This window comes from Streptomyces sp. MI02-7b (assembly GCF_033793585.1).
Taxonomy (GTDB): Bacteria; Actinomycetota; Actinomycetes; order Streptomycetales; family Streptomycetaceae; genus Actinacidiphila.
Window position 1 is genome coordinate 38,406 of sequence record NZ_JARAWX010000026.1, and the last position, 25,462, is coordinate 63,867.

Here is a 25,462-nt window from a genome sequence, read left to right on the forward strand (position 1 = left end):
TCGGCGGGCAACCGGCCGTCCGTCGTTCATGCTCAGCCCGGGTAGTAGCCCTGACCGAGGTTGCGCCGCTGCTGGTAGGGCTGCTGCTCGTCGTAGCCGCCCGGCGCCATCTGGCGCGGCGGCACGGGGCGGGGCGCCACCGGACGGGCCTGCTCGTAGCCGGCCGGGCCCTGGTACTGCTGGGGGGCCGACTGCTGCTGCGGGTAGCCGCCGTTGAACGCCGCGGGCCGGGGAGCGGTGGCCTGCTGCGGGATGTAGGGGGCCGGCGTCTGCTGCAGCGGGGGCTGCTGGTAACCGCCGGGTGCCGCCTGGTAGCCCGAGTACGTGCTCTGCGGCGGAGCGCTCGGGGCCTGGTTGTACGAGGAGGGGCCGGCGGGCAGCGCGGGGAGCGCTGCGGGCAGGGCCGGGAGATTGCTGCCGACGTCGTACGCGGACGGGACGCGGATCGGCGCGATCTGAGGGGTGCCCCGCTCCGCGACAAGACTGTCGTAGATGGGCGTGTCGGGAAAGAACGGCGACGTGTAGTAGCCACCGCCGTAAGAACCGCGGGGGGAGGTCATAGCCCATAAGTTAAGCCCACGATGTGCTGGTTGGGGAGACCGATTAGCGGGTCATTTCATGTGCAGTGAGTGACGTGTGAAGCCGATTGTGAGCGAATGGGAGAAAAACGGGCCACGGTCGCCGTTTCGATCGCGTAAAAGCCCTGGGCCTGGGGTGTTACCGGCCGTCCGGGCGGCTGCACGAGCGGCCCCTTCGCGGCCTTTCCGGAAGCGTTTCCGTTCCTTGCCCTGCGTGACGGAACGGCCACTCATTCGGTCCAACAGCTCACCCGCACGAGGGAGCTGTCAAGGCTTCGGGGTGACTCCGGCGAACTTCCCCGGGCCCCGCGTCCGGTGTGCCACAGTGGGCCATGCGCGTCGCCATGTTCTTCGGGCAGGCACGGCCCGTCAGGCCGGAGGAGTGGCACAAGGCCGCGGCCACCGTCGCCGAGGTCGTGGACGTGGTCGCGGTGCGGGAGCTGACGCTCCCCACCGTGCCCGGGCTCCCCTACGCCGGCCGCGATCCGGAGCGGCCCCACCACTACCAAGTGGTCCTTCCCCTGGGGGGACTGGCCGCGCGTCGTGTCACCGTCGGGCGGATCGGGGGTGTCCTGCGGCACGAGACGGCCGAGTGCGGCCGGGTCGACGTCCTGCACGGCCATGTCCCCGGAGCCGACGACCTGTTGCCGTGGGTCGCGCGCGCCGCACGGCTGCCCTACGTCCTCACCGACGACGACGCCCGCTGGTTCGGCAGCCCCTCGCGCATGCGCCGCGGGCGGGCCCGCGCCTACCGCGAGGCCGCCTCGGTGCTCGCGGTCAGCGACGCGCTCCTCCTGCGCCTCGGGGAGCAGCGGATGCCGGGGCGGCACCGCGTCGTGCCGCACCCCGTCGGCCCCGACACCCTGCCCCGCGTCCCGGCCCGCGCCCGGATCAGCCAGGACCCGGTGCGAATAGCCGCCGCGGGGAGCTTCGGGCCGCACGAGGGGTGGGAGACGCTCGTGCACGCCTTCGCCGCCGCCCGGTTGAAGGACCCGAGGCTGCGGCTGGACATCATCGCGGAGGGGCACGCCGAGGTCCCCAGCGAGCTGCGCGGCCTCCTGCGCCGGTGCGGGGCGGCGTCCGCCGTCACCGTGCGCCGGGCGCGCGGGCGCGCCGAGGCGCTGCACGCGGTCGCCCACGCCGATCTCTACGCGGTCGCCGGCGAGGTCGAGAGTTTCTGCCTGCGGGCCCTGGACGCCCTGGGCTGCGGCACGATGGTGGTGGGCACGCGGACGGGTGCCCTGCCCGAACTCATCGGCCACGACGGGGGGTTCCTCGTGGCCCCCGGGGACCCCGCGGCCTTCGCGCACGCCCTGGTGGAGGCTGCCGCGGCGCTGCCCCGGCACCAGCCCGCCGCCCTCGCCGAGCGCACCCTGCGCAAGTTCGGTACCGCCGCCGTCGGCGCCCGCCTTGCCGTCGCCTACGCCGAGGCGTCGGGCCGCGCATAGGTGCGGCCCTTCCAGGCCGCGCCACGGCCGCGGTGGTGCTGCACGGCGGAGTCGACCGTCATCAGCAGATAGAGCACCGCCGTGAAGGGCAGCACCGGGGCGAGCCACAGCGGCTGCCGGTAGTAGCGCAGCATCGGCAGATAGGTCCCGCACATCACCGCCCATGCCGCCGCCCCGGCGGCGCACAGCCACCGCGCCCCGGCGAGCGCCCCGCCGAGGGCGGCGACCGGGGGCAGGACGTAGATCAGCAGCAGCCCCAGCACCGTGCCCGTGAGCAGGGCCGTGCTGTGCCGCAGTTGGGCGTACGCGCTCCGCGAGACCATCCGCCACAGCTCGGACAGCCCCGGGTAGGGGCGGACGCTGTCCACCTCGTCGGCCAGCCCGAGCCAGATCCGGCCGCCAGTGCCCTTCACCGCCCTGGCCAGCGCCACGTCGTCGATCACCGCGTGCCGGATCGAGGCGGGGACGCCGGCCCGCTCGACGGCGCTCCGGCGGATCAGCACGCAGCCGCCCGCGGCCGCCGCGGTCCTCGCACGCTCGCGATTGACCCAGCGGAATGGATACAACTGGGCGAAGAAGTAGACGAAGGCGGGCACGATCAGCCGCTCCCACGGCGTGGCCACCCGCAGCCGCGCCATCTGCGACACCATGTCGAGCCCGTTGACCCGTGCCGCGGCGGTCAAGTGACGCAGGGAGTCCGGGGCATGGGCGATGTCGGCGTCCGTGAGCAGCAGGAACTCCGGCACCACGGCCGACTGCCCGGCCACCTCGATGCCGTGCCGGACCGCCCACAGCTTGCCCGTCCACCCGGCGGGCGGAGGCCCGGGCGAGACCACCCGCAGCGGCAGTCCGCCCGTCTCCTCCGCCAGCCGTTTCGCCAGCTCACCGGTGCCGTCCGTGCTGCCGTCGTCCACGAGCACCACCTCGGCCCGGCCCGGATACCGCTGCCCCAGCACGCTCGGCAGGCTGAGCGGCAGCACCCCGGCCTCGTCCCGTGCGGGCACGACGACGGCCACGTCGGGCCACTCGTCGCCCCCGCCGGCGTCCGCCGGGGGGAGCGGAGGAAGCGGAGGAAGCCGTACGTCGGTTCGCCAGAACATCCCCTGCGCCAGCAGCAGCCACAGCCATGCCAGCAGCGACACCACGGTCGCCCACGTCAGCCACGTCACCCCCGCAGTCTGCCGTCACGGCCCCCACCCGCGCGGCATTTCCCCGGGGGGCACCGCCGCCCACCCGGGAGCACCCCGCCCCCCGCCCCCGCCGGGCCGCTGGTCCGACCATCGCATCACGTAAAGTGGTGCTCCGTGAAGATCGCGCTGATGGACTCCGGAATCGGGCTGCTCGCCGCGGCCGCCGCGCTCCGCCGGATGCGGCCCGACGCCGACCTCGTGCTCTCGAGCGACCCCGACGGCATGCCCTGGGGCCCGCGCACCCCTGAGGACGTCACCGAGCACGCGCTGGCCTGCGCACGCGCGGCCGCGGCGCACGGCCCCGACGCGCTGATCGTCGCCTGCAACACCGCGACGGTGCACGCGCTGCCCGCGCTGCGCGCCGAACTGGAACCCTCCATCCCGGTCATCGGCACCGTGCCCGCGATCAAGCCGGCCGCCGCCGGTGCCCGCACCGTCGCGATCTGGGCGACCCCGGCGACCACCGGCAGCCGCTACCAGCGCGACCTGATCAGGGACTTCGGCAACGGCGCCTCCGTCACCGAGGTGCCCTGCCCCGGTCTCGCGGACGCCGTGGACAGGGCCGACGAGGCCGCCACCGCCGCCGCCATCGCCGCCGCTGCGGCGCTCACGCCCTCCGACGCCGAGGCCGTCGTACTGGGCTGCACCCACTACGAACTCGTCGCCGACCGCATCCGGGCGGCGCTGGGCACCGCGGCCCCGCTGTTCGGCTCGGCCGACGCCGTCGCCGCGCAGACGCTGCGGCGGATCGGAGCCGCTCCGGCCCCGGCCTACGCACCGACCGGCGGGCTCGCGGTCATCCTCAGCGGCCGGCCGGGCGCGGTCACGCCGCAGGCCCTGGCCTACGCGGAGGGACGGTACCTCTCCGACACCGCCTCCGCCGCGTCCGGCGCTGCGCCCGTCCTCTGACGGCCCGGCGCCCCCGCTCCCGTTCGCACGGCTGCCATCCGCCCCGCGGATGAGTACCCTGCTCACATGACGGACGCGCAGTGTGACGACGCGCGTACGCCCCAGGTGTGGACGGGCCACGCCAGCAACCGATTCCAGTGGCTGCTGGCGGGCGTGGGTGCTGCCTGCATGGCGCTGGGCATCGAACTCGCCGTGGACTCCGCCTACACCTCCGGCGTCGCGCCGCTGATCATGTCGGTGGTGGGCTGCATCGCGGCGGGGCTCCTGGTGCTGTTCGGCACCGTCGCGTTCACGCATGTGCGCGTGAAGGTGGACCGGGACGGGCTCCAGGTGCGCTGCGGCCACATCGGCGTGCCGCGCCGCAGCATCCCGTGGAACGAGATCAACGACGCCCACCTCGCACCCCTGGTGAGCCCGCGCCACTGGGGCGGCTGGGGCTACCGCTGGCGCCCCGAGCAGGGCACGGCGGTGGTCGTCCGGCGCGGCCCCGGTGTGGTGATCGACCTGGGCAATGGGCGGCACTTCACGGTCACCGTGGATGACGCCGAGGGCGCCGTCCGGGCCATCCGCACCCGGCTGGGCCCGCGGCCGTAGGCGGGCGGCCGCCCGCCCACGGGTTCACCCGGGTGGCCCAGCGGGCCCCTGTGCGCGTCAGGAGCGCCGCTTCCCGGTCCGCGCGCGGTGGGCGGCGATCAGGTCGCGGTACCAGGCGTAACTGGACTTCGGGATCCGCTCGGCCCCGTTGTCGTAGTCGACGTGGACGATGCCGAAGCGCTGCCCGTACCCGCGGGCCCACTCGAAGTTGTCCAGCAGCGACCATACGTAGTACCCGCGCACGTCCACGCCCGCGTCGATCGCGTCGGCCAGCGCGTGGAGGTGGTCCGCCAGGTACGCCACCCGGTCCGGGTCGTCGACGCGGCCGTCGGCGGAACGGACGTCGGCCTCGGCCGAGCCGTTCTCCGTGATCAGGGCCGGGGGCAGCGACGGGTAGCGGTCGCGCAGTTCCAGCAGGAGCGCCGTGAACGCCCGCGGTACGACGGGCCAGCCCATGGTGGTGTGCCGCGTCCCGTACGGATCGGTCTCGCGCACACCGATGTCGACGGCAGTGCGCCGCGCCGGGTCGGTCTCGCGGTGCGGAGCGTCCTCGACGGTGAGCGGGCGGTAGAAGTTGAGGCCCACGAAGTCCAGTGGGGCCCCGATGACCTCAAGGTCGCCCTCGCGGCGGTACGAGCCGTCGGCGAGCGCGCCCCACGTCTCGGCCTCGCCTGCCGGGTAGCGGCCCGCGAACAGCGGTTCCGTCCAGGTGTCGTTGTGCAGCGTCACCGCCCGGCGCAGCGCGCCCTGGTCGGCCGCCGAGTCGCTCGCGGCCTCGATCCGGTCGAGGTTGAGGGTGATGCCGATCTCGCGCGCTCCCGCGGCGCGCAGGGCCGGCACCGCGAGGCCGTGGCCGAGCAGCAGGTGGTGGGCGGCGGCCAGCGCGCCCGTGCCCTCGCGGGCGCCGGGGGCGTGCCGGCCCTCGGCGTAGCCGACGAACGCCGAGCAGTAGGGCTCGTTCAGGGTGATCCACCGCCCGACGCGGTCCCCGAGCCGCTCCGCGACGACCGCCGCGTACGAGGCGAAGTGCTCGGCGGTCGCGCGGCTGCGCCAGCCGCCCTCGTCCTCCAGGGCCTGGGGCAGGTCCCAGTGGTAGAGGGTGATGGCGGGGGAGATGCCCGCGGCGAGCAGGTCGTCGGTCAGACGGTCGTAGAAGTCCAGGCCCTTGTCGTTGATCCGCCCGCGGCCCTCGGGCAGCACGCGCGACCAGGCGACGGAGAAGCGGTAGGAGTCGACGCCGAGGCCCTCGAGGAGCGCGACGTCCTCGGCGTGGCGGTGGTAGTGGTCGCACGCGACGTCACCGGTGGCGCCGTCCGCCGTACGGCCCGGGGTGTGGCTGAAGGTGTCCCAGATGGACGGCCCGCGGCCGTCCTCGTCGTGGGCGCCCTCGATCTGGTAGGCCGCGGTCGCGGCGCCGAAGAGGAATCCGGGCGGGAAGGACGGGAGTTCGGTGGGCACGGGAAGGGTCTCCCTCGGCTCGGTGCTGCGGGTGCGGGTGCGGGTGCGGGTGCGGGTGCGGGTGCGCGTGCGGGTGCGGGTGCGGATGCGGATGCGCGTGGGGCGTGACGGTACGACCGGGTCGGTTCAGCGCCCGGCGGGGCGCGGACGCGGGTGGGGCGGTGCGACGCGTTCGCGCGCCAGCAGGACGGGCGCGATCAGCCGGCCGCCGGAAGCGAGGCCGGCCGGCACGCCTTGGGCGTGGGCGTCGATCGTCTCCACGGCCAGGCGCACGACTTCGGCGGACATCTCCTCCACCGGCAGCTCGATGCGCGGCAGTTCGTGGCCGCCGACATCGTCCGGGAGGTTGCCGACCGCCACGACCGACAGGTCCTCCGGGACCCGCAGCCCCTCGGCGGTGACGGCGCCCAGGATGTGCGGCAGCGCGGCGACGTGCTGCACGACCAGCGCGGTCGGCGGCCGTTCGCCGCAGAGCAGGGCACGGAGCACCTGCGGCAGCCGCGGGATGTCGCCGGTCGACTCGCGGACGGCGACGTCCGCACCCGTCTCCGCGGCGGCCCGGCGGGCGCCGGCGACCCCGCGGACCGCGTAGCCCCGCCGGGCCCGCAGTTCGTGGTCGGTGGTCGCGAGGAAGGCCACGTCGCGGTGCCCGGCCGCGACGACCGTACGGACCGCCAGCGCGGTGGCGGCCTCCCAGTCCAGATCGGTCCACGGCTGCGTGTCGTCGGCCGACCGGCCCAGCAGGGCGGTGGGGAAGGCGAGTTCGCGAAGGGCCTCGATGCGGGGGTCCTCCATCTCGACCGCCATGAGGATGGCCGCGTCCGCCTGCCGGCCGCCCGCGATCCGGCGCAGCCCCGGGACGCCCTCCCGCGCGGTCGTGAGCAGCACGTCGTACCCGTGCGCGCGGGCCGCGTCGCTGATGCCGATGGCGAAGCGCCCGTCCACCGCCCGGTAGCCCCCGGCGACCCGCGGCAGCGCGAGGGCCAGCACCTGAGTCCGTGTGCTCCGCAGCGTCCGCGCGCTCGCCCGCGGGTGGTAGCCCAGCTCGTCGATCGCCTGCCGCACGGCGCGGCGCGTGTCCTCCGAGATCTTGCGGGACCCGCTCAGGACGTACGACACGGTGCTCGGCGCGACTCCCGCGCGAGCCGCGACATCCTTGATCGTGGCCATGCGGCTCCTCTCGGCGGCGGGGTCGTGGTGCCGATGATGTCGAATCGATTCGAAGCGCCACCGATCGTAGATCGCCTTCCCGACCCGCGGCAACTGCCTGCCGTGGGATCGGCTGCCGCCTAGGCTTGAGTGCTCGGCTTGTGTGGGGGTGGGGGGAGATCGTGATGTGGTCGGCGGCCGGAGACGCGTCTCTCGCGGGTGAGTTGGTCATCGCGGTGGTCGGATTCGCCGCGGGTGTGGTGCTGGCGTCCGTGAACGCGCTCCATGCCCGCCGCAACGAGGACCGCCGCCAGCGCGCCGAACGCGCCGGCGACGCGCTGGTCGACTTCATGCGCGGCATCGCCGAGAACGCCCAGTACCGCGGACGCCTCCACGGCGCCGGACAGGCCGTGACGGCGGAACGGTCAGCCGAATTGGAGGACCGGATCACCGAGTCCCTGGTGCTCGTCTCCTCCGCGAAGGCACGCCTGGCCACCTACGGCAACGCCGAGGCCGGCCGGCTCCTGGCCGCCATCGAGCGGGACGGCGGGTTCGTCGGTTCCGATCCCGTGGTGCAGCGCCGCATGTCCGAACTGGTCGCGGCGCTGCGCACGGAGCTGCGGCTCAGCGGCAAGCTGGAGGCGGAGGACATCCGCGTCGTCCTCTTCGGTCCGTGACCGGGTCCGTCTCCCGCCCGGGAAGGCCGTGCCGCCCCCGTCCTCGGCAACGGCAACCGCAACGGCACCGTGAGCGTGCTCAGCGGACCGGTGGTGGGCCGTCGCGGGTGGGGCGGGAGGTGGCGAGGCCGGCGAGGAGGCCCGCGCCGGCGGTGACGGCGGCGTAGCTGAGCACGTGGTCGACGGCCGACTGCATGGCCAGGCCGGAGAGCGCGGCCGCGGCGGTGAGCACGACGGACGTGATGCGGGGGGAGCGGCGCAGGGCCCACAGGACCCAGGCGTAGGAGGCGGCGAGGAGTGCGACGCCCGGGGCGCCCTGCTCGGCGGCGAGCTGGAGCGGGGCGGACTGCGGTGTGCCGCTGCCGACGGTGACGTCGGTGTCCGACCTGACACCGGTGCCCTCCACCTCCACGAACCGTCCGGGACCGACGCCGCGCAGCGGGCTGGTCCCGGCGATGTGCAGGGCCTCGTGCCAGAGCCTGACGCGCGCGGGGGTGAGCTGGCCGGCCAGGGACGCGGACAGTCCTGGCGGCAGGGCGTCCACGGCGACCGCGTACGTGCCGCCGACCGCCACGACGGTGGCCAGCGCCAGTCCGGCGAGCCCGATCACTCGGGGGGTGCGGTCGGCGGCGAGCGAGCACAGGAGTACGCCGAGCGAGGCGGCGAAACCGGCCGCCGAGCCGAGGCCGAGGGCGAGCAGCGCCGCCAGGGCGCCGAGCAGCCGCAGTCCGAGACGCGGTGGGCCCGGGCGGGCGGCCCAGGCGGCGCAGCACGCGGCGCCGGTGGCGAGCACCATGAGGGCGGCGTCGGCGTTGACGTATCCCAGCGGAGGGGTGTGCGGTCCGCGCGACAGACGTCCGGGCAGGAGCAGTGTCAGCGCGACCGCGGCCACGGCCGTGGTGGCGGGCACCGCGACCGGCCGCAGGGCCCCGCCGATCCTTCCGGCGGCGAACCCGGCGGCGACGGCGAGCACCGCGAGCAGGACGCCTTCGGGACGTGCGGGGCGGCCGACCGCCGAGACCAGCGCCCAGACCGCGCTCGAGGCCAGGAGCGCCGCTCCGACGGCGTCGGCCCGGCCGGATCGCGGGCTGTCGGGCGGGGCGTCGTCACCGGCGATGCCGGCCGCGTCTCCCGTTGTCGTGTTCATCCCCGAACCCCCTGACGCCACCCCGCGCGGGCGGGACTCCCCGGGCTCACGGTAACCGCTGTGACGTGGTGGTGTGGATATGTCGTGCGGTAACACCGTGCACCCGCGCCGGCCCGGCCGCCTCGGCGGACATGATCCACCCGAGCCCGTAGGCTCGAGGGCGTGCCGATTCCCGAATTCATCCGTGAGCTGCGCGCCCTCGTCGGCCACCGGCAGCTGCTGCTGCCCGGTGTCACGGCGGTCGTCCTCGACGACGACAACCGCGTCCTGCTCAACCGCCGTGCCGACAACGGGCGCTGGTCCCTGATCGGGGGGATCAGCGAACCCGGTGAGCAGCCCGCCGAGACGGCCGTCCGGGAGGTACTGGAGGAGACCGGCGTGCGGGCGGTGGCCGAACGCGTCGTCCTGGTGCAGACGATCAAGCCGGTCCTGTATCCCAACGGCGACCGCTGCCAGTACGTCGACATCACCCTGCGCTGCCGTGCCGTGGGCGGCGAGGCGCACGTGGCGGACGACGAGTCGCTGGAGGTCGCCTGGTTCGGCATGGACGAGCTGCCCGAGCTCGGCGGTCACGGCCGGCTGCGCCTCAAGCACGCGCTCACCGAAGGGCCCACCTGGTTCGAGCCGGCGGGGCCGCCGGAAGAGTGAGTGTGGAGCGCGCCCACCAGCTCGGAGGCGACTGTGGGCGTTGCCCACATCGGTGCGGGGGCCGTCGTTGCCTAGCCTCGTGGCCATGACGGACTCCACCCCCCAGCCGGGCGTCCCCGACCTGGGCGGCCGCACCGCTCTGGTCACCGGAGCCGCGGGCGGCATCGGACGCGCGTGCGTGCTGCGGCTGGCCGCCGCGGGCGCCAAGGTGCGCGCCGTGGACCGCGACGCAGAAGGCCTGGCAGCCCTCGTCGAACGGGCCACGGGCGACGGCCGCCCCGGCACGGTCGAGGCGCTCACACTGGACCTCACCGACCTCGACGCCGCCGAGCACGCAGCCGCCGGCACCGACATCCTCGTCAACAACGCCGGGCTCCAACTGGTCCGGCCCATCGAGGACTTCCCGCCGGAGGTGTTCTCCACGGTGCTGCGGGTGATGCTGGAGGCCCCGTTCCGGCTCATGCGCGGCGCGCTGCCGCACATGTACGGCCAGGGCTGGGGCCGCATCGTGAACATCTCCTCGGTGCACGGACTGCGCGCCTCGCCGTACAAGAGCGCCTATGTAGCCGCCAAGCACGGCCTCGAAGGGCTCTCCAAGACGGCCGCGCTCGAAGGCGCCGCGCACGGCGTGACCTCCAACTGCGTGTGTCCCGGCTACGTACGCACCCCGCTGGTCGAGCGGCAGATCGCCGACCAGGCGGCCGCGCACGGCATCGACCCCGAGCGGGTGGTCGGCGAGATCCTGCTCGCGGACACGGCCGTGAAGCGACTGGTGGAGCCGGAGGAGGTCGCCGAGATGGCCGCGTATCTCTGTTCCCCGCAGGCGTCCTTCGTCACCGGCGCGTCCCTGACCATGGACGGCGGATGGACGGCGCACTGATCTGCCGGTATCCCTGACAGCGTGCCCGACCACCACGACCCGCCCGGCTCCCACGACCCGTCCGGCTCCCACGACCCGTCCGACCGCCACGACCCATCCGCCCGGGACGACCACGAGGACACCAGCGGACCCATGCCTGCGTACGGACCCGCCGACGCGCCCTACCTGCGGCTGCTGGCCCGGGGTGCCCCGGCGGAGGAGTACGAGCGCCCGGTGCTGGCCGCCCGCGCCGAGGGTGCCGCGCCCACCGTGCTCGCCGAGTTGGAGCAGGCCAAGATGCTGGCGCTGCGGGTGCGCGCGGAAATGGAGGGCAGGCGGCGGCGCGAGGCCGAGCTGTCGGCGCTCTTCGAGACGGCCGGCGACCTCGCGGGGCTGCGCGACCTGGACTCCGTGCTGCAGGCCATCGTGCACCGGGCGCGGTCCCTGCTCGGTACGGACGTGGCCTATCTGAGCCTGATCGACCGCAAGGTCGGCGACACCTACATGCGGGTCACCGAGGGCTCGGTCTCGGCGCGCTTCCAGCGTGTGCGGCTCGGGATGGGGGAGGGGCTCGGCGGGCTGGTCGCCCAGACCGCCATGCCCTACGTCACCGAGTCCTACTTCGAGGACGAGCGGTTCTGCCACACCTCCCCGATCGACTCCGCGGTGCACGACGAGGGCCTGGTCGCGATCCTCGGGGTGCCGCTGGTGCTCGGGACCGGGGTCATCGGCGTGCTGTACGCGGCCGACCGGCGGGCCCGCGTCTTCGAGCGGGAGCAGATCGCCCTGCTGGCCTCGCTCGCCTCGCTCGCGGCCGTCGCCATCGACACGGCCAACCTGCTGGAGGAGACCCGTTCGGCCCTCGCGGACCTCGGCGCGGCGAACGAGACCATCCGCACCCACAGCGCGGCGCTGGAGCGCGCCTCCGAGGTGCACGACCGGCTGACCGAACTCGTGCTGCGCGGCGGCGATGTGGACGACGTCGCACACGCGGTCGCCCAGGTGCTCGCCGGAACGGTCCGCGTGGTGGGCCACGACCACGAACCCGTACCCGGCGACCTGGCCGCCGCCGTCGCCCGCTCCCGCAAGGACGGCCGCGCCGTGCGCCAGGGCGACACCTGGGCCGCCGCCGTCACCGCGGGCGGCGAACTCCTCGGCGCACTGCTGCTGCGGGGCCACCCCGAACTCGATCCCGTCGACCAACGCACCCTGGAGCGGGCCGCGATGGTCACCTCCCTGCTGCTGCTCGCCCGCCGCAACGCGGCCGAGGCCGAGCAGCGCTTCCGCGGCGAACTGCTGGACGACCTGCTCGACGCCCCGCACCGCGACCCGCGGTTGCTGCGGGAACGCGCCGGACGGCTCCGTGCCGACCTGGACGCCCCGCACATCGTGCTGGCCGCGCGCATCGACGACGAGACCGACGGCAGTTCCGACCGGCTCCGCCTGTGGTCCGCCGCCTCCCACATCGCGGCCACCCACCGGGGCCTGGCGGCGGCGAGGGACGGCGGCACCGTGCTGCTGCTGCCTCTGGAGCCGGACGCCGACGCCTCGTCCACGGCGCGCCGCATCGCCCGCCAGCTCGGCACCGCGGTCCAGGCCGCCGTCACCGTGGGAGCGTCCAGCCCCGTTGCCGCGCCTGCCGGCCGTCCCGGATCCGTGGCACTGGCCTACGCCGAGGCCCAGCGCTGCGGCGACGCCCTGCGGGCCCTCGGCCGCGCGGGAGAGGGCGCCGCCGGGGCCGACTTCGGATTCCTGGGCCTGCTGCTCACCGACGCACGGGACGTCGACGGATTCGTGCACCGCACCATCGGGACCGTCGCCGACTACGACGTACGACGCGGCACCGAGCTCGTCCGCACCCTCGACGCCTACTTCTCCAGCGGCATGAGCCCGGTGCGCACCAAGGACGCCCTCCATGTGCACGTCAACACCGTCGCCCAGCGTCTGGAACGGATATCCCACCTCCTCGGTCCGGACTGGCAGTCACCGGACCGGGCGCTGGAGATCCAGCTCGCGCTGCGCCTGCACCGACTCTCCTCGGCCCAGGACTGATCCACGCCCTGGTGACGTCTCGTTCACGGTGACGACGCCGGACCCCGCCACCGACGGCGGTGACGGGGTCTCACGGTCGAGGCGGCCTCAGCTCGCGGGCGCGGAACGGGCGAGGGGCGCCTCGTCCGCGGTCTCGGGTTCGACGGCCGCGAGGTCGCGGCCGCGGGTCTCCTTGGCCACGGAGACCGCGACCAGGGTGATGACGGCGGCGAGGATGACATAGAGGGCGATCGGGGTCGCGCTGCCGTAGTCGGCCAGCAGCGCCGTCGCGATGAGCGGCGCCGGGGCGCCGGCCGCGACCGAGGCGAACTGGGCGCCGATCGAGGCGCCCGAGTAGCGCATCCGGGTCGCGAACATCTCCGAGAAGAAGGCGGCCTGGGGCGCGTACATGGCGCCGTGCAGGATCAGGCCGACCGTCACGGCCAGCAGCAGCGCCGGGAAGCTCTTGGTGTCGATCAGGGCGAAGAAGGGGAACGCCCACAGGCCCACGCCGGCCGCGCCCAGCAGGTAGACCGGCTTGCGGCCGATCCGGTCCGAGAGGGCGCCCCAGGCGGGGATCACCGCGAAGTGCACGGCGGAGGCGATGAGCACGGCGTTGAGCGCGGTCTGCTTGCCGAGGCCCGCCTGTGTGGTCGCGTACACCAGGACGAAGGCCGTGATCACGTAGTAGCTGATGTTCTCGGCCATGCGCGCGCCCATCGCCACCAGCACGTCGCGCCAGTGGTCGCGCAGCACGGCGACCAGCGGCATCCGCTCCACGGCCGCGGTCTCGGTCTTGCGGGCCTCGGCCCGCGCGAGGGCCTCCTTGAAGACCGGGGACTCGTCCACCGAGAGCCGGATCCACAGGCCGACCAGGACCAGGACGCCGGACAGCAGGAAAGGCACGCGCCAGCCCCACGAGGTGAAGGCGGCATCCGACAGCAGGGCGGTCAGCGCCGACAGCACACCGGTGGCCAGCAGCTGTCCCGCGGGGGCCCCGGTCTGCGGCCAGGAGGCCCAGAAACCGCGCTGCCGGGCGTCCCCGTGCTCCGACACCAGCAGCACCGCGCCGCCCCACTCGCCTCCGAGCGCGAATCCCTGCACCAGGCGCAGCGCGGTGAGCAGCACGGGGGCGGCCGAGCCGAGGGTGGCGTGGGTCGGCAGCAGGCCGATGCAGAAGGTCGCGCCGCCCATGAGCAGCAGGCTGAGCACCAGGAGGCGCTTGCGCCCGAGGCGGTCCCCGAAGTGCCCGAAGACCAGCGCGCCGACGGGCCGCGCGGCGAAGCCCACCGCGTAGGTGAGGAACGACAGGAGGGTGCCGACCAGCGGGTCCGAGCCCGGGAAGAACAGCTTGTTGAAGACGAGGGCGGCGGCGGACCCGTAGAGGAAGAAGTCGTACCACTCGATGGTCGTGCCGATCAGGCTCGCGGCGACGATCCGCCGGAGGCCGGCCGGCGGTGGGGGAGCGGTTGCGGGGGAAGCCATGTGCACCACTTCCAGGCGGTTGTCGGGGACGTTTCCGTGTCGGCACAACGTAGAAAGACGCAGGTCACCGGCCCATGTGGTGGGACACCATAGTTAACGTGGCCGATATCCCCGCGACCACCACGGCCGGCCGTCCGCCGGAGGGCTGGGGAGCCGGGGGGCCGGGAAGAAGGGAAAAGGGGGAACGGGACAGGGGTCGCCAGGAGGCCGTCGGCGGAGTCCGGCCGTCGGGTGTCGCCGCCGTGGGCAGGGTCCCGTCGAGACGGATGCGCTCACGAGATATCTTGATGTCGAGCAATGTTGCAATGTTGCAGACGTGGAGCGGAGCACCCGGTGACTGACTCGACCATCATCTATACGCACACCGACGAGGCGCCGGCGCTGGCGACGTACTCGTTCCTGCCCGTGATCCAGGCGTACGCCTCCACGGCCGGAGTCGCCGTGGAGACCCGCGACATCTCCCTGGCCGGCCGGATCATCGCCAGCTTCCCCGAGTACCTGGAGGAGGGCCAGCGCATCCCCGACGCCCTCGCCGAGCTCGGTGAGCTGGCCAAGACCCCCGCGGCCAACATCATCAAGCTGCCGAACGTCTCGGCCTCGATCCCGCAGCTGAAGGCCGCCATCGCGGAGCTGCAGGAGCAGGGCTACGCGCTGCCGGACTACCCGGACGACGCGAAGTCCGACGAGGACAAGGACGTGCGCGCCCGCTACGACAAGATCAAGGGCAGCGCCGTCAACCCGGTCCTGCGCGAGGGCAACTCCGACCGCCGCGCCCCCGCGTCGGTCAAGAACTACGCCAAGGCGCACCCGCACCGCATGGGCGCCTGGTCGGCCGACTCCAAGACGAACGTCGCGCACATGACCGGTGACGACTTCCGGTCCACCGAGAAGTCCGCGGTCATCACCGAGGACGGCTCCCTGCGCATCGAGCTGCTCGGCGACGACGGCACCACCACGGTGCTGCGCGAGTCGGTGCCGGTGCTCGCGGGCGAGGTCGTGGACGCGTCCGTCATGCGCGTCGCGGTGCTCCGCGAGTTCCTGGGCGAGCAGGTCGCCCGTGCCAAGGCCGAGGACGTGCTGTTCTCCGTGCACCTGAAGGCCACGATGATGAAGGTCTCCGACCCGATCGTCTTCGGCCACGTGGTGCGCGCCTTCTTCCCGAAGACCTTCGCGCAGTACGGCGAGGCCTTCGCGGCCGCCGGCCTGACCCCGAACGACGGTCTCGGCGGCATCCTCAAGGGCGTCGAGGCGCTTCCCGAGGGCGCGGCCATCAAGGCGTCCTTCGAGGCCGAGCTCGCCGAGGGCCCGGCCCTGGCGATGGTCGACTCCGACCGCGGCATCACCAACCTGCACGTCCCGAGCGACGTCATCGTCGACGCCTCCATGCCGGCCATGATCCGCACTTCCGGCCACATGTGGGGCCCGGACGGCCAGGAGGCCGACACCCTCGCGGTGCTCCCGGACAGCAGCTACGCCGGCATCTACCAGGCCGTCATCGACGACTGCCGCGCCCACGGCGCCTTCGACCCGGCCACCATGGGCTCGGTGCCCAACGTCGGCCTGATGGCGCAGAAGGCCGAGGAGTACGGCAGCCACGACAAGACCTTCGAGATCCAGCACACCGGCACCGTCCGCCTGGTCGACCTGGCCGGCAACGTCGTGCTGGAGCAGGCCGTCTCCGCCGGCGACATCTTCCGCGCCTGCCAGACCAAGGACGCGCCGATCAAGGACTGGGTCAAGCTCGCCGTCACCCGCGCCCGTGCGACCGGCGACCCGGCGGTGTTCTGGCTGGACGAGGAGCGCGCCCACGACGCGAACCTCATCGCCAAGGTGACGCAGTACCTGACGGAGCACGACACCGAGGGCCTGCAGATCGAGATCAAGTCCCCGGTGGAGGCGATCAAGTTCTCCCTCGACCGCATCCGCCGCGGCGAGAACACGATCTCGGTCACCGGCAACGTGCTGCGCGACTACCTGACCGACCTCTTCCCGATCCTGGAGCTGGGCACCAGCGCCAAGATGCTGTCGGTCGTCCCGCTGATGAACGGCGGCGGCCTGTTCGAGACCGGCGCCGGCGGCTCCGCGCCCAAGCACGTGCAGCAGCTGGTCAAGGAGAACTACCTGCGCTGGGACAGCCTGGGCGAGTTCCTGGCCCTGGCCGTCAGCTTCGAGCACCTGGCGACCACCACGGGCAACGCCCGCGCCCAGGTCCTGGCCGACACCCTGGACCGCGCCACCGGCACGTTCCTCAACGAGGACAAGTCGCCCAGCCGCAAGCTCGGCGGCATCGACAATCGCGGCAGCCACTTCTACCTGGCCCTGTACTGGGCCCAGGAGCTGGCGGGGCAGACGGACGACCCGGAGCTGGCCAAGGCCTTCGCCCCGCTCGCCCAGACGCTGGCCGAGCAGGAGGAGACCATCGTCGGCGAGCTCATCGCCGTCCAGGGCTCCCCGGCCGACATCGGCGGCTACTACCAGCCCGACCCGGCGAAGGCCTCGGCCGTCATGCGTCCGTCGGCCACCCTCAACGAGGCGCTGGCGATCCTCGGCTGACCCGGCCGCGGCCCGTACGACGCGAACCGCCCCGGCCGGAATCCGGCCGGGGCGGTTCGCGTCGTCGTGGTGGTCCGTGCAACGAGCTCCGGCGCGCGTCAGGCGAAGACGCCGTCGAGCCAGCGCTGCCAGCGTTCCGCGGCATCCTTGCCGTCCGCGCCGGCGGAGAAGTCGTGCACGCTGACGCCGACTGGTGCTCCGAAGTGGTTGCGGCCGAAGACCCGGTACATGGCGTCGGCGGTGCGCAGGCCGACGAAGTACGGATTGCGGAAGTCCACGACGGCGTCCACGGGGTCCGCGGTGCCGGGCAGCCGCAGGTGGACCGCCGCGCCCTCGGCGGCCTCGTCCGGGACGCCGAGGGCGCGGCTGGCGGCTTCCAGGGCGTCCGGCGCGGTGGAGGCGCCGGGGCCGTTCACGGTCGCGAAGGCGGCGGGGCGGCCCGCGAAGTGCGCCAGGTACTGGCGCAGGGTGTGCAGGTAGAAGTCGGTGTGCTTGCTCGCGCCGTCGTACTGGTTGTCCCAGTCGTCCACGAAGATGCCGCTGTGCACGTAGCGCACCAGGGAACCGCCCCCCTCGCGCGCCTCGATGACGTGCTCGAGCTGGTTGAAGACCTGGTTCTGGACGGCGTCGGTGAACTCGGCGCGGGCGGTCAGGTGGTGCGGCGGGTCCCAGACGGCGAGGACGCCGCCGAAGGGCGCCGCGCCGCCCTGGCGTGGCTCGAACTCCTGGGGCCACAGCCAGCCCGCCGAGCCGGTGGTGACGGCCTCCCAGACCTCCTCCGGTGCCGCCTCGACCTCGAACTCGCGGACGATCTCGAATTCCTTGCCCATGGTGCTGCTCTCTCCTCGTGCGCGCTGGTGCGGGGACGATGCGGTGGATGCGGTGGATGCGGTGTGCGCCGCGGCCGGTGCGCTCACGGCGCCTGCTCGATGGCCGGGGCGGACTCCGGGGCCGACTCCGGCGCCGACCGCGGCCCGGGTGCGGGCTCCTTGACGGTGGGATGGAGCGCGACGACGATGCGGTGCTCGCGGCCGCCCTCGGCGCCCGCGTCGTGATACTTGGCGATCAGCGCGCTGACGCCGCGGGTCAGCTCCTCCACGAAGGCGGCCCGGTCGGCGGCGGAGGCGAAGCGCACCTCGCCGTCCAGGGCGTAGGTGGCCAGCCGCTTGCGGGCCTTGGCCGCACCGGTGATCAACGTGCCGACGTCGCGCACCAGGCGGGCGGCGACGGCCAGCAGCCAGCGGGCGGACAGCTGGTCCCGGAAGCGGCCGGGGTCCGGCTGCACGGCGGCCAGCGCGAGGGGCGAGATGACGTACGAGGCGGCGGTCGCCTGCATCAGCCGCTCGGTGACGTTGCCCTTGCGGCGTTCCCCGGCCAGCTCCACCAGGCCGTGCGCCTCCAGAGCCCTGAGGTGGTAGTTCACCTTCTGCCGGGGCAGCCCGACCCGCGCGGCGAGCATCGTCGCCGATGCGGGGCCCCCGGCGAGCTCGGCCAGGAGCCGGGCCCGTACGGGGTCCAGGGAGGCGGCGGCCGCCGCGGAGTCCTCGATCACGGTCACGTCCAACATGCCCCCAGGCTCTCACCGAACAATATTTTTGTCCAGACTCATGGTCTTGTCGGCGAGGTGCCGACGCCGCCGTGACACCGGCCGGTAACCCCGGGGACGGGGACGAAACGCCGATTTCACCGGGCGAGCGAACACCCCTGACATCGCCCTGATCGGCATCCGCGCAGGTGACGCGACGGAACGCGCGGGCCCCCATCGCGTTACAGCGTGGTACTGCACCCCGCGCTTCCCGGCTCCTAAGGTCAGCCGACAAGCGACCCGGAGTCGAGCTCCGGGGCCCGCTCATCGCCGCGATTTCGGAGGGAAGACCGATGAGTCGAGTTGTGCGCGCAGCGCTCGTGCAGACCAGGTGGACCGGCGACAAGGAATCGATGATCGACCTGCACGAGCGGTACGCCCGTGAGGCAGCCGCGCAAGGGGCGCAGGTGATCGGCTTCCAGGAGGTCTTCAACGCCCCGTACTTCTGCCAGGTGCAGGAGCCGGAGCACTACCGCTGGGCCGAGCCCGTGCCGGACGGCCCGACCGTGCGCCGGATGCAGGCGCTGGCGAAGGAACTGAACCTGGTGATGGTCGTGCCGGTGTACGAGGTCGAGCAGGCGGGCTTCTACTACAACACTGCGGCGGTGATCGACGCCGACGGCTCCTATCTCGGCAAGTACCGCAAGCACCACATCCCGCAGGTCAAGGGCTTCTGGGAGAAGTTCTACTTCAAGCCCGGCAACCTGGGCTGGCCGGTCTTCGACACCGCGGTCGGCAAGGTCGGCGTCTACATCTGCTACGACCGGCACTTCCCCGAGGGCTGGCGCGCCCTCGGCCTCGCCGGAGCCGAACTCGTCTACAACCCCTCCGCGACCTCGCGCGGACTGTCGGCCTACCTCTGGCAGTTGGAGCAGCCGGCCGCCGCCGTCGCCAACGAGTACTTCGTGGCCGCGATCAACCGGGTCGGCCAGGAGGAGTACGGCGACAACGACTTCTACGGCACCTCGTACTTCGTGGACCCGCGCGGCCAGTTCGTCGGTGACGTGGCCTCGGACAAGGAGGAGGAACTGGTCGTGCGCGACCTGGACTTCGGGCAGATCGAGGAGGTCCGCCAGCAGTGGGCCTTCTACCGGGACCGACGCCCCGACGCCTACGGCCCGCTGACCGAGGCCTGAGGGGAGGGAGGGACGGCATGAGCCGGATACTGATCCGCGGCGGACTGGTCGTCACCGCCGCCGAGGAGACCCACGCCGACGTGCTCGTCGAGGACGAGCGGATCGTCGCCCTGGCGGCCACCGGCAGCTCTGTGGCCGAGGGCTGGACGGCGGACAGCGTGATCGACGCGACCGGGAAGTACGTCATCCCCGGCGGTGTCGACGCGCACACGCACATGGAACTGCCGTTCGGCGGGACGTTCGCCTCGGACACCTTCGAGACCGGGACGCGGGCCGCCGCCTGGGGCGGGACCACGACCGTCGTGGACTTCGCCGTGCAGTCCGTCGGCGAGTCGCTGCGCGCCGGACTGGACGCCTGGCACGCGAAGGCCGAGGGCAACTGCGCCGTCGACTACGCGTTCCACATGATCATGTCCGATGTCACCGAGGACAGCCTCAAGGAGATGGACCTCCTCGTGGACGAGGGTGTGACCTCCTTCAAGCTGTTCATGGCCTACCCGGGCGTGTTCTACAGCGACGACGGCCGCATCCTGCGGGCCATGCAGCGCGGCGCCGGCAACGGCGGCCTGGTGATGATGCACGCGGAGAACGGCATCGCCATCGACGTGCTGGTCGAGCAGGCGCTGGCCGCGGGCAGGACCGACCCCCGCTACCACGGCGAGGTCCGGCGGGAGTTGCTGGAGGCCGAGGCCACCCACCGCGCCATCAAGCTGGCGGAGGTGGCCGGTTCGCCGCTGTACGTGGTGCACGTGTCGGCCGAGTCGGCGGTCGCCGAGCTGGCGGCGGCCCGCGATCGCGGCCTGAACGTCTTCGGTGAGACGTGCCCGCAGTACCTGTTCCTGTCGACGGAGAATCTGGCGGAGCCGGACTTCGAGGGGGCGAAGTACGTGTGCTCCACGCCGCTGCGGCCCAGGGAGCACCAGGCGGCGCTGTGGATGGGGCTGCGGACCAACGATCTCCAGGTGGTGTCCACGGACCACTGCCCGTTCTGTTTCGTGGGGCAGAAGGAGCTGGGCCGCGGGGACTTCTCGAAGATCCCGAACGGGTTGCCGGGGTGGAGAACCGGATGGATCTGCTGCATCAGGCGGTGGTGGACGGGCACATCAGCCGGCGGCGGTGGATCGAGATCGCGTGTGCCGCTCCGGCGCGGATGTTCGGGCTGTATCCGCGCAAGGGGACGATCGCGCCGGGCGCGGACGCGGACATCGTGATCTACGACCCCGCGGCGGAGCAGGTGATCTCCGCCGAGACCCATCACATGAACGTCGACTACTCGGCCTACGAGGGCAAGCGCGTGCGCGGCAGGGCGAGCACCGTCCTGTCCCGCGGCACCGTGATCATCGACCAGGACCGCTACCTGGGCCGGGCCGGCCACGGCCGCTACCAGACCCGTGCGACCTGTCAGTACCTCGTCTGACCACGCCGAGCCACCAGGGGAGCAGAGCAATGGAATTCGGTCTCGTCCTGCAGACGGACCCGCCCGCCTCGGGCGTCGTGGAGCTGATGAAGCGCGCCGAGCGCAACGGCTTCGGCTACGGCTGGACCTTCGACTCGGCCGTGCTGTGGCAGGAGCCGTTCGTCATCTACAGCCAGATCCTGGCGCAGACCGAGCGGCTGATCGTGGGCCCGATGGTCACCAATCCGGGGACGCGGACCTGGGAGGTGACGGCCTCCACGTTCGCCACCCTCGCGGACATGTTCGGCAACCGCGTGATCTGCGGTATCGGCCGCGGTGACTCGGCGATGCGGGTGGCCGGGCGCAAGCCCAACACCCTCGCCCGCATCGAGGAGGCCATGCACGTCATCCGCGAGCTCGCCGAGGGCCGCGAGGCCGACCTCGGCGGGGCGCGCGTGCGCATCCCGTGGGTGAAGGAGGGTGCGAGCCTGCCCGTGTGGATGGCCGCCTACGGGCCCAAGGCCCTCGCCATGACCGGTGAGAAGGCCGACGGCTTCATCCTCCAACTCGCCGACGTCTACCTGACCGAGTGGATGGTCAAGACCGTCAAGGACGCCGCGGAGCGGGCCGGCCGCAATCCGGACGAGGTGAGGATCTGCGTCGCGGCGCCGGCGTACGTCACCGAGGACGACTCCCCGCGGGCACTGGCGCACGCCCGCGAGCAGTGCCGCTGGTTCGGCGGCATGGTCGGCAACCACGTCGCCGACCTCGTCACCAAGTACGGCCACCAGTCGACCGCGGTTCCACAGGAGCTGACGGATTACATCACGGCCCGTCAGGGGTACGACTACGCCCACCACGGCCGCACCGGAAACCCCGACACGGCCTTCGTCCCCGACGAGATCGTCGACCGCTTCTGCGTGATCGGCACCGCGGAGCAGCACATCGAGAAGCTGACCGCCCTCAAGGCCCTGGGCGTCGACCAGTTCGCGCTCTACAACATGCAGGACACCAAGGAGTCGGTCATCGACGTGTACGGCTCGACGGTGATCCCCGCCGTCAGCGGCTGACCCGGACAAGCCGCGACCCGACCCCCGCATCCCCCCCCGCATCCCCCCACCGCCACCCGCACGGCATGCGTTCGATCCCCGTCCGCGTCTCGAACGAAGGGGCTGCTGCCATGACAGCCACCGCTCCACCGCCCGCAGGAAGAACCGGCGCCGAAGGCCGCGTCGAGCTCGCGCCCGACGCGATCCCGACCGGCCCGTACGCCAACGAGGACCTGCTCCCGGTCCCGCTGGCCCAACGCAAGTGGACCACGTACAACTTCACCGCGCTGTGGGTCGGCATGGCCCACAACGTCGCCTCCTGGACGCTCGCGTCCGGCCTGGTCGCGCTCGGCATGGACTGGAAGCAGGCGGTGTTCACCATCGCCCTGGCCAACCTCGTCGTCCTCGTGCCGATGCTGCTCACCGGCCACGCGGGACCCAAGTACGGCATTCCCTTCCCGGTCTTCGCGCGGGCGTCCTTCGGCGTCCGGGGCGCGAACCTGCCGGCGCTGGTGCGGGCGGCGGTGGCCTGCGTCTGGTTCGGCATCCAGACGTGGATCGGCGGCTCGGGCATCTTCCTGCTCGCCGGGAAGCTCTTCGGCGACGACTGGGCGACCGCGGGCCACATCGGCGGTTACCCGTGGACGCAGTGGCTGTCGTTCGTGATCTTCTGGATCCTGCAGGTCGCGATCATCGTGCGCGGCATGGAGACGGTCCGGCGCTTCGAGAACTGGGCGGCGCCCTTCGTCATCGTCGGCGCCATCGCGCTGCTGATCTGGATGAGCGTCAAGGCCGGGGGCTTCGGCCCGCTGCTCGACCAGCCCTCCTCGCTCGGCTGGGGATCCGGCTTCTGGAAGGTCTTCTTCCCCGCGCTCATGGGCATGATCGGCTTCTGGTCGACGCTGTCCCTCAACATCCCCGACTTCACCCGCTACGCCGCGGGCCAGCGCGCCCAGCTGTGGGGCCAGTCCCTGGGCCTGCCCACCACGATGACGCTGTTCGCGCTGCTCTCGGTGCTGGTCACCTCGGGCTCGCAGGCCGTGTACGGGGAACCGATCTGGGACCCGGTGGCGCTGGCCGCCAAGCTGGACAACTGGGCCGGGGTGCTCTTCGCGCTCATCACGGTGCTGGTGGCGACCCTGTCGGTGAACATCGCGGCCAACGTGGTCTCGCCGGCCTTCGACCTGTCCAACATCGCGCCGCGCAGGATCAGCTTCCGCACCGGCGCGCTGATCACCGCGGTGGTGGGCGTCGTCATCTTCCCCTGGAAGCTGCTGGCGAGCCCGCAGGCGTACATCTTCACCTGGCTCGGCACGGTCGGCGGTCTGCTCGGCACCGTGGCCGGCATCCTCATCGCCGACTACTGGATCATCCGCCGCACCCGGCTCGAACTCGCCGACCTGTACCGGGCGGAGGGCCGGTACTGGTACGACGGCGGCTGGAACTGGCGGGCGCTGGCGGCGTTCGCGGTCGGCGGCGTCCTCGCCATCGGCGGCTCGCACTCAGGGCTCGACGCGAAGGGCGTCAAGCAGGGGCCGTTCCCCGTCGACGGGATGATCCCCTTCCTCAAGCCGCTCGCCGACTACGGCTGGGCCGTCGGCCTGGCCGCGTCCTTGATCGCCTACCTCCTGCTGACCCGGCTCGCCCCCGACCGCAGGACCTGACCCCGGCGCTCGCACGCGGGGCCCGGGGCCGGCCGCCTCAGCGGTCGGCCCCGGGCCCCGCGGCGCGCTGCGCCTCGTGCGCGAGGAGCGCGACGTACAGCGACGTCAGCTGCTCCCAGTCGTCCAGGTCGATGCCGAGCAGTGACTCGATGCTCTGCAGCCGCCGGTAGAACGCCGGGCGGCTGACGTGGTGCACCTGGGCCGCCGCCGACTTGTTGCGGCCGGTGTCCAGATAGGTGCGCAGCACGTCCAGCAGGGCCGGGTTCCGCAGCAGCGGCCCCAACTCCCGCCCGATGAAGGCCTGGAGCTCCGGCTCGTCCCGCATCAGCCGGACCAGGCCGCGCAGCCGCACGTCCCGCAGCCGCGCCACCGGTGCCGCCGGGGGCCCGGCCACCGCCGCGTCCGCGACGTGCACCGCCTCGACGAAGGAGCGCCGTACCTCGTCCAGTTCGCGGCAGCCGAAGCCCGCCCCGGCGACCGCCGTCCGGCCCCGGGCCGCCAGTTCCTCGTGCACCTGGACGGCGACCCGCCGCACGGCGGCGTCGGTGTCCTGCCCGTACGGGACGCTGAGCAGGACCGCCGTCCCGGCCGGGCCGATCCGGGCCACCAGGCCCGCGACGTCGGGATGCTCCGCCAGCGCGCGTTCGATCAGCTCCGGCACGTCGTCCCGGCCGTCGCGCGCCGGGCCGAGGGGGCGTACGACCACGGGCACGAAGACGCGCCGGTTGACCGGCAGACCGGCGGCGCGGACCCGGGTCAGCAACTGCTCCGGGCGGGCGGTTCCCGACGCGAGGTCGAGCAGCAGCGATTCCGCGGCCTGGTCCTCCCAGCCCCGGTCGCGGTCGCCCAGCAGGCGGTGCATGGCCAGCGCCTCGGCGGCGCGGGTGCCCAGCAGGTGCCCCGACTCCTCCGTGCCCTGGTGGCCGACGAGCACCAGCCGGCCCCACTGCTGCCCCCTGGCCTCCAGCGGTGCCACGATCCAGCCGTCCGGGCCGACCGTCACCGCGCCGCTCCCCGCGAGCTCCGCCACCTGGCGGGAGACCCGTTCCCAGTCCCGCAGCAGGCCGTTGAGCGACCCCTGGTCGCCGGCCGAGGCCAGTACGCGTTGCGCGAGATTGACCACGAGCGCGGGGCAGCCGCTCAGCGCGGCGATCTCGTCCAGCACCCGCTGCAGCGTCGCCCCGGAGAGATTGAGCACGGTCAGCGAGGACCGTACCCGCTCCGACAGGTCGAGGGCGGCGAAGCGGCCGTGCACCAGGCGCGCGTGCACCTCCTCGGTCAGCCGGGCGAACGGCGCCGGCCGGTGCAGCACGATCAGCGGCACCCCGCAGCGCTCGGCGGCCCGCCGCATCGGCTCGGGCGTGGTGCGGAAGGCGCGTCCGAGGCCCAGGACCACGGCGGCGACGTCGGCGCGCTGCATCGACTCGATGTACTCGCGCTGCGCCCGTTCGTCGCCCGCCAGCAGCAGGCCGGTGGTGAGCACCATCTCGCCGCCGCTGAGCATGACCCCGACGTCCAGCGCCTCGGCCACGTGCAGCCAGCGCACCGCGCGGTGCAGGTGCGCGGAGCCCGCGACGACCTCCGGGCCCCAGGGCGTGACCAGGTCCAGGTCCAGGACGTCGCGCACGGTCAGCCGACCCGCCGTGTGCGGCGGGGGTGCGTCCGGTCTGTCGTCGCCCACGCGATCACGCCCGTCCCTCGTCCTGCCAGGGGTGGGAGTCTAGTCACCGCCCTGCGGCGTGCGGCTTGCCGGACCCGAACTCGTGCCCGGGGAGCGGGCCGGCCGGCGTGTGCCCCTTGGGGGCCGGAAGGGCTGGAAGAGGCCGCCGCGGCGCAGCTGCCCTGCGGGGCCGCCGGCCGCCGTGAGTCCCCCCGGGACGGGTCCGGTGCCGGTGCCGTCGTGGCG

General features: G+C 73.1%; 20 protein-coding genes and 1 pseudogene. 12 read left to right on the forward strand and 9 right to left on the reverse strand.

Features of this window, described 5'->3' with window-relative positions; genetic code table 11:
* Nucleotides 1-32: 32 nt before the first annotated feature.
* Nucleotides 33-560 (reverse strand): DUF6643 family protein, encoded by a 528-nt coding sequence (locus PV364_RS32755; RefSeq protein WP_319664185.1) that lies wholly within the window; start codon nt 558-560, stop codon nt 33-35.
* Between the two features lie 350 nt (nt 561-910).
* Here PV364_RS32755 and PV364_RS32760 point away from each other — a divergent pair, with 350 nt between their 5' ends.
* A complete protein-coding gene (locus tag PV364_RS32760) occupies nt 911-2,026 on the forward strand; it encodes a glycosyltransferase (RefSeq protein ID WP_319664187.1) in 1,116 nt (371 codons plus the stop codon).
* On the opposite strand, the gene PV364_RS32765 is transcribed toward PV364_RS32760, so the two are convergent.
* Nucleotides 1,999-3,195 (reverse strand): glycosyltransferase, encoded by a 1,197-nt coding sequence (locus PV364_RS32765; protein WP_319664188.1) that lies wholly within the window; start codon nt 3,193-3,195, stop codon nt 1,999-2,001. The two genes, PV364_RS32760 and PV364_RS32765, sit on opposite strands and share 28 nt — an antisense overlap.
* Nucleotides 3,196-3,330: 135 nt before the next feature.
* Here PV364_RS32765 and PV364_RS32770 point away from each other — a divergent pair, with 135 nt between their 5' ends.
* Both PV364_RS32770 and PV364_RS32775 read left to right on the forward strand, forming a co-directional pair.
* The gene (locus PV364_RS32770; protein ID WP_319664189.1) at nt 3,331-4,125 is read left to right on the forward strand and encodes a glutamate racemase; all 795 of its coding nucleotides are present in this window, start codon (nt 3,331-3,333) and stop codon (nt 4,123-4,125) included.
* Nucleotides 4,126-4,191: 66 nt separating this feature from the next.
* Nucleotides 4,192-4,719, forward strand: coding sequence for a hypothetical protein (locus tag PV364_RS32775; RefSeq protein ID WP_319664190.1), 528 nt, complete (start codon nt 4,192-4,194; stop codon nt 4,717-4,719).
* Nucleotides 4,720-4,776: 57 nt separating this feature from the next.
* Here the strand turns inward: PV364_RS32775 and PV364_RS32780 are convergent, their stop codons facing one another.
* Nucleotides 4,777-6,177 carry a GH1 family beta-glucosidase gene (locus PV364_RS32780; RefSeq protein ID WP_319664191.1) on the reverse strand — a complete coding sequence of 467 codons (1,401 nt, stop codon included), beginning with the start codon at nt 6,175-6,177 and terminating at the stop codon, nt 4,777-4,779.
* A 126-nt stretch (nt 6,178-6,303) separates the two neighbouring features.
* The gene (locus PV364_RS32785; protein WP_319664192.1) at nt 6,304-7,347 is read right to left on the reverse strand and encodes a LacI family DNA-binding transcriptional regulator; all 1,044 of its coding nucleotides are present in this window, start codon (nt 7,345-7,347) and stop codon (nt 6,304-6,306) included.
* Between the two features lie 164 nt (nt 7,348-7,511).
* Between PV364_RS32785 and PV364_RS32790 the strand changes: the two genes are divergently transcribed.
* On the forward strand, nt 7,512-8,003 hold the full coding sequence (locus tag PV364_RS32790) for a hypothetical protein (RefSeq protein WP_319664193.1): 492 nt from the start codon (nt 7,512-7,514) through the stop codon (nt 8,001-8,003).
* 79 nt (nt 8,004-8,082) lie between these two features.
* Here the strand turns inward: PV364_RS32790 and PV364_RS32795 are convergent, their stop codons facing one another.
* Nucleotides 8,083-9,150 carry an O-antigen ligase family protein gene (locus PV364_RS32795; protein WP_319664194.1) on the reverse strand — a complete coding sequence of 356 codons (1,068 nt, stop codon included), beginning with the start codon at nt 9,148-9,150 and terminating at the stop codon, nt 8,083-8,085.
* Between the two features lie 162 nt (nt 9,151-9,312).
* On the opposite strand from PV364_RS32795, the gene PV364_RS32800 reads away from it, so the two are divergent.
* From PV364_RS32800 to PV364_RS32810, 3 genes are all read left to right on the forward strand, one after another.
* Nucleotides 9,313-9,798, forward strand: coding sequence for an NUDIX domain-containing protein (locus tag PV364_RS32800; protein WP_319664195.1), 486 nt, complete (start codon nt 9,313-9,315; stop codon nt 9,796-9,798).
* An 85-nt stretch (nt 9,799-9,883) separates the two neighbouring features.
* Nucleotides 9,884-10,678 carry a 3-hydroxybutyrate dehydrogenase gene (locus PV364_RS32805; RefSeq protein WP_319664196.1) on the forward strand — a complete coding sequence of 265 codons (795 nt, stop codon included), beginning with the start codon at nt 9,884-9,886 and terminating at the stop codon, nt 10,676-10,678.
* Nucleotides 10,679-10,810: 132 nt separating this feature from the next.
* Complete coding sequence (locus PV364_RS32810) at nt 10,811-12,709, forward strand: helix-turn-helix domain-containing protein (protein WP_319664264.1); 1,899 nt, start codon at nt 10,811-10,813, stop codon at nt 12,707-12,709.
* A gap of 87 nt (nt 12,710-12,796) precedes the next feature.
* Here PV364_RS32810 and PV364_RS32815 read toward each other — a convergent pair whose 3' ends face one another.
* Nucleotides 12,797-14,173, reverse strand: a complete 1,377-nt coding sequence (locus PV364_RS32815; RefSeq protein WP_319664197.1) for an MFS transporter — start codon at nt 14,171-14,173, stop codon at nt 12,797-12,799.
* 333 nt (nt 14,174-14,506) lie between these two features.
* On the opposite strand from PV364_RS32815, the gene PV364_RS32820 reads away from it, so the two are divergent.
* Nucleotides 14,507-16,726 (forward strand): NADP-dependent isocitrate dehydrogenase, encoded by a 2,220-nt coding sequence (locus tag PV364_RS32820; protein WP_319664198.1) that lies wholly within the window; start codon nt 14,507-14,509, stop codon nt 16,724-16,726.
* A gap of 98 nt (nt 16,727-16,824) precedes the next feature.
* Here PV364_RS32820 and PV364_RS32825 read toward each other — a convergent pair whose 3' ends face one another.
* The gene (locus PV364_RS32825) at nt 16,825-17,556 is read right to left on the reverse strand and encodes an SRPBCC domain-containing protein (protein ID WP_319664199.1); all 732 of its coding nucleotides are present in this window, start codon (nt 17,554-17,556) and stop codon (nt 16,825-16,827) included.
* Nucleotides 17,557-17,639: 83 nt separating this feature from the next.
* Nucleotides 17,640-18,293: a helix-turn-helix domain-containing protein gene (locus tag PV364_RS32830; RefSeq protein ID WP_319664200.1), complete on the reverse strand. Its 654-nt coding sequence runs from the start codon at nt 18,291-18,293 to the stop codon at nt 17,640-17,642.
* 311 nt (nt 18,294-18,604) lie between these two features.
* Between PV364_RS32830 and PV364_RS32835 the strand changes: the two genes are divergently transcribed.
* The 4 genes and pseudogenes from PV364_RS32835 (at nt 18,605) to PV364_RS32850 (ending at nt 23,556) form a co-directional block, all read left to right on the forward strand.
* Nucleotides 18,605-19,447 carry a nitrilase-related carbon-nitrogen hydrolase gene (locus PV364_RS32835; protein ID WP_319664201.1) on the forward strand — a complete coding sequence of 281 codons (843 nt, stop codon included), beginning with the start codon at nt 18,605-18,607 and terminating at the stop codon, nt 19,445-19,447.
* Nucleotides 19,448-19,464: 17 nt separating this feature from the next.
* Nucleotides 19,465-20,864 (forward strand): annotated as a pseudogene (hydA, locus tag PV364_RS32840) (dihydropyrimidinase).
* A 29-nt stretch (nt 20,865-20,893) separates the two neighbouring features.
* A complete protein-coding gene (locus PV364_RS32845) occupies nt 20,894-21,913 on the forward strand; it encodes a TIGR03842 family LLM class F420-dependent oxidoreductase (RefSeq protein WP_319664202.1) in 1,020 nt (339 codons plus the stop codon).
* 110 nt (nt 21,914-22,023) lie between these two features.
* Entirely contained in the window at nt 22,024-23,556 is a 1,533-nt protein-coding gene (locus PV364_RS32850) for an NCS1 family nucleobase:cation symporter-1 (RefSeq protein WP_319664203.1), read from the forward strand.
* A gap of 37 nt (nt 23,557-23,593) precedes the next feature.
* On the opposite strand, the gene PV364_RS32855 is transcribed toward PV364_RS32850, so the two are convergent.
* Entirely contained in the window at nt 23,594-25,237 is a 1,644-nt protein-coding gene (locus PV364_RS32855) for a PucR family transcriptional regulator (RefSeq protein WP_319664204.1), read from the reverse strand.
* Nucleotides 25,238-25,462 lie beyond the last annotated feature (225 nt).

Coding starts and splice junctions, on each gene's coding strand:
- PV364_RS32755 (WP_319664185.1), bottom strand. CDS start 560: ATGACCTCCCCCCGCGGTTCTTACGGCGGTGGCTACTACACGTCGCCG.
- PV364_RS32760 (WP_319664187.1), top strand. CDS start 911: ATGCGCGTCGCCATGTTCTTCGGGCAGGCACGGCCCGTCAGGCCGGAG.
- PV364_RS32775 (WP_319664190.1), top strand. CDS start 4,192: ATGACGGACGCGCAGTGTGACGACGCGCGTACGCCCCAGGTGTGGACG.
- PV364_RS32785 (WP_319664192.1), bottom strand. CDS start 7,347: ATGGCCACGATCAAGGATGTCGCGGCTCGCGCGGGAGTCGCGCCGAGC.
- PV364_RS32790 (WP_319664193.1), top strand. CDS start 7,512: ATGTGGTCGGCGGCCGGAGACGCGTCTCTCGCGGGTGAGTTGGTCATC.
- PV364_RS32795 (WP_319664194.1), bottom strand. CDS start 9,150: ATGAACACGACAACGGGAGACGCGGCCGGCATCGCCGGTGACGACGCC.
- PV364_RS32805 (WP_319664196.1), top strand. CDS start 9,884: ATGACGGACTCCACCCCCCAGCCGGGCGTCCCCGACCTGGGCGGCCGC.
- PV364_RS32810 (WP_319664264.1), top strand. CDS start 10,811: ATGCCTGCGTACGGACCCGCCGACGCGCCCTACCTGCGGCTGCTGGCC.
- PV364_RS32815 (WP_319664197.1), bottom strand. CDS start 14,173: ATGGCTTCCCCCGCAACCGCTCCCCCACCGCCGGCCGGCCTCCGGCGG.
- PV364_RS32825 (WP_319664199.1), bottom strand. CDS start 17,556: ATGGGCAAGGAATTCGAGATCGTCCGCGAGTTCGAGGTCGAGGCGGCA.
- PV364_RS32830 (WP_319664200.1), bottom strand. CDS start 18,293: ATGTTGGACGTGACCGTGATCGAGGACTCCGCGGCGGCCGCCGCCTCC.
- PV364_RS32835 (WP_319664201.1), top strand. CDS start 18,605: ATGAGTCGAGTTGTGCGCGCAGCGCTCGTGCAGACCAGGTGGACCGGC.
- PV364_RS32845 (WP_319664202.1), top strand. CDS start 20,894: ATGGAATTCGGTCTCGTCCTGCAGACGGACCCGCCCGCCTCGGGCGTC.
- PV364_RS32850 (WP_319664203.1), top strand. CDS start 22,024: ATGACAGCCACCGCTCCACCGCCCGCAGGAAGAACCGGCGCCGAAGGC.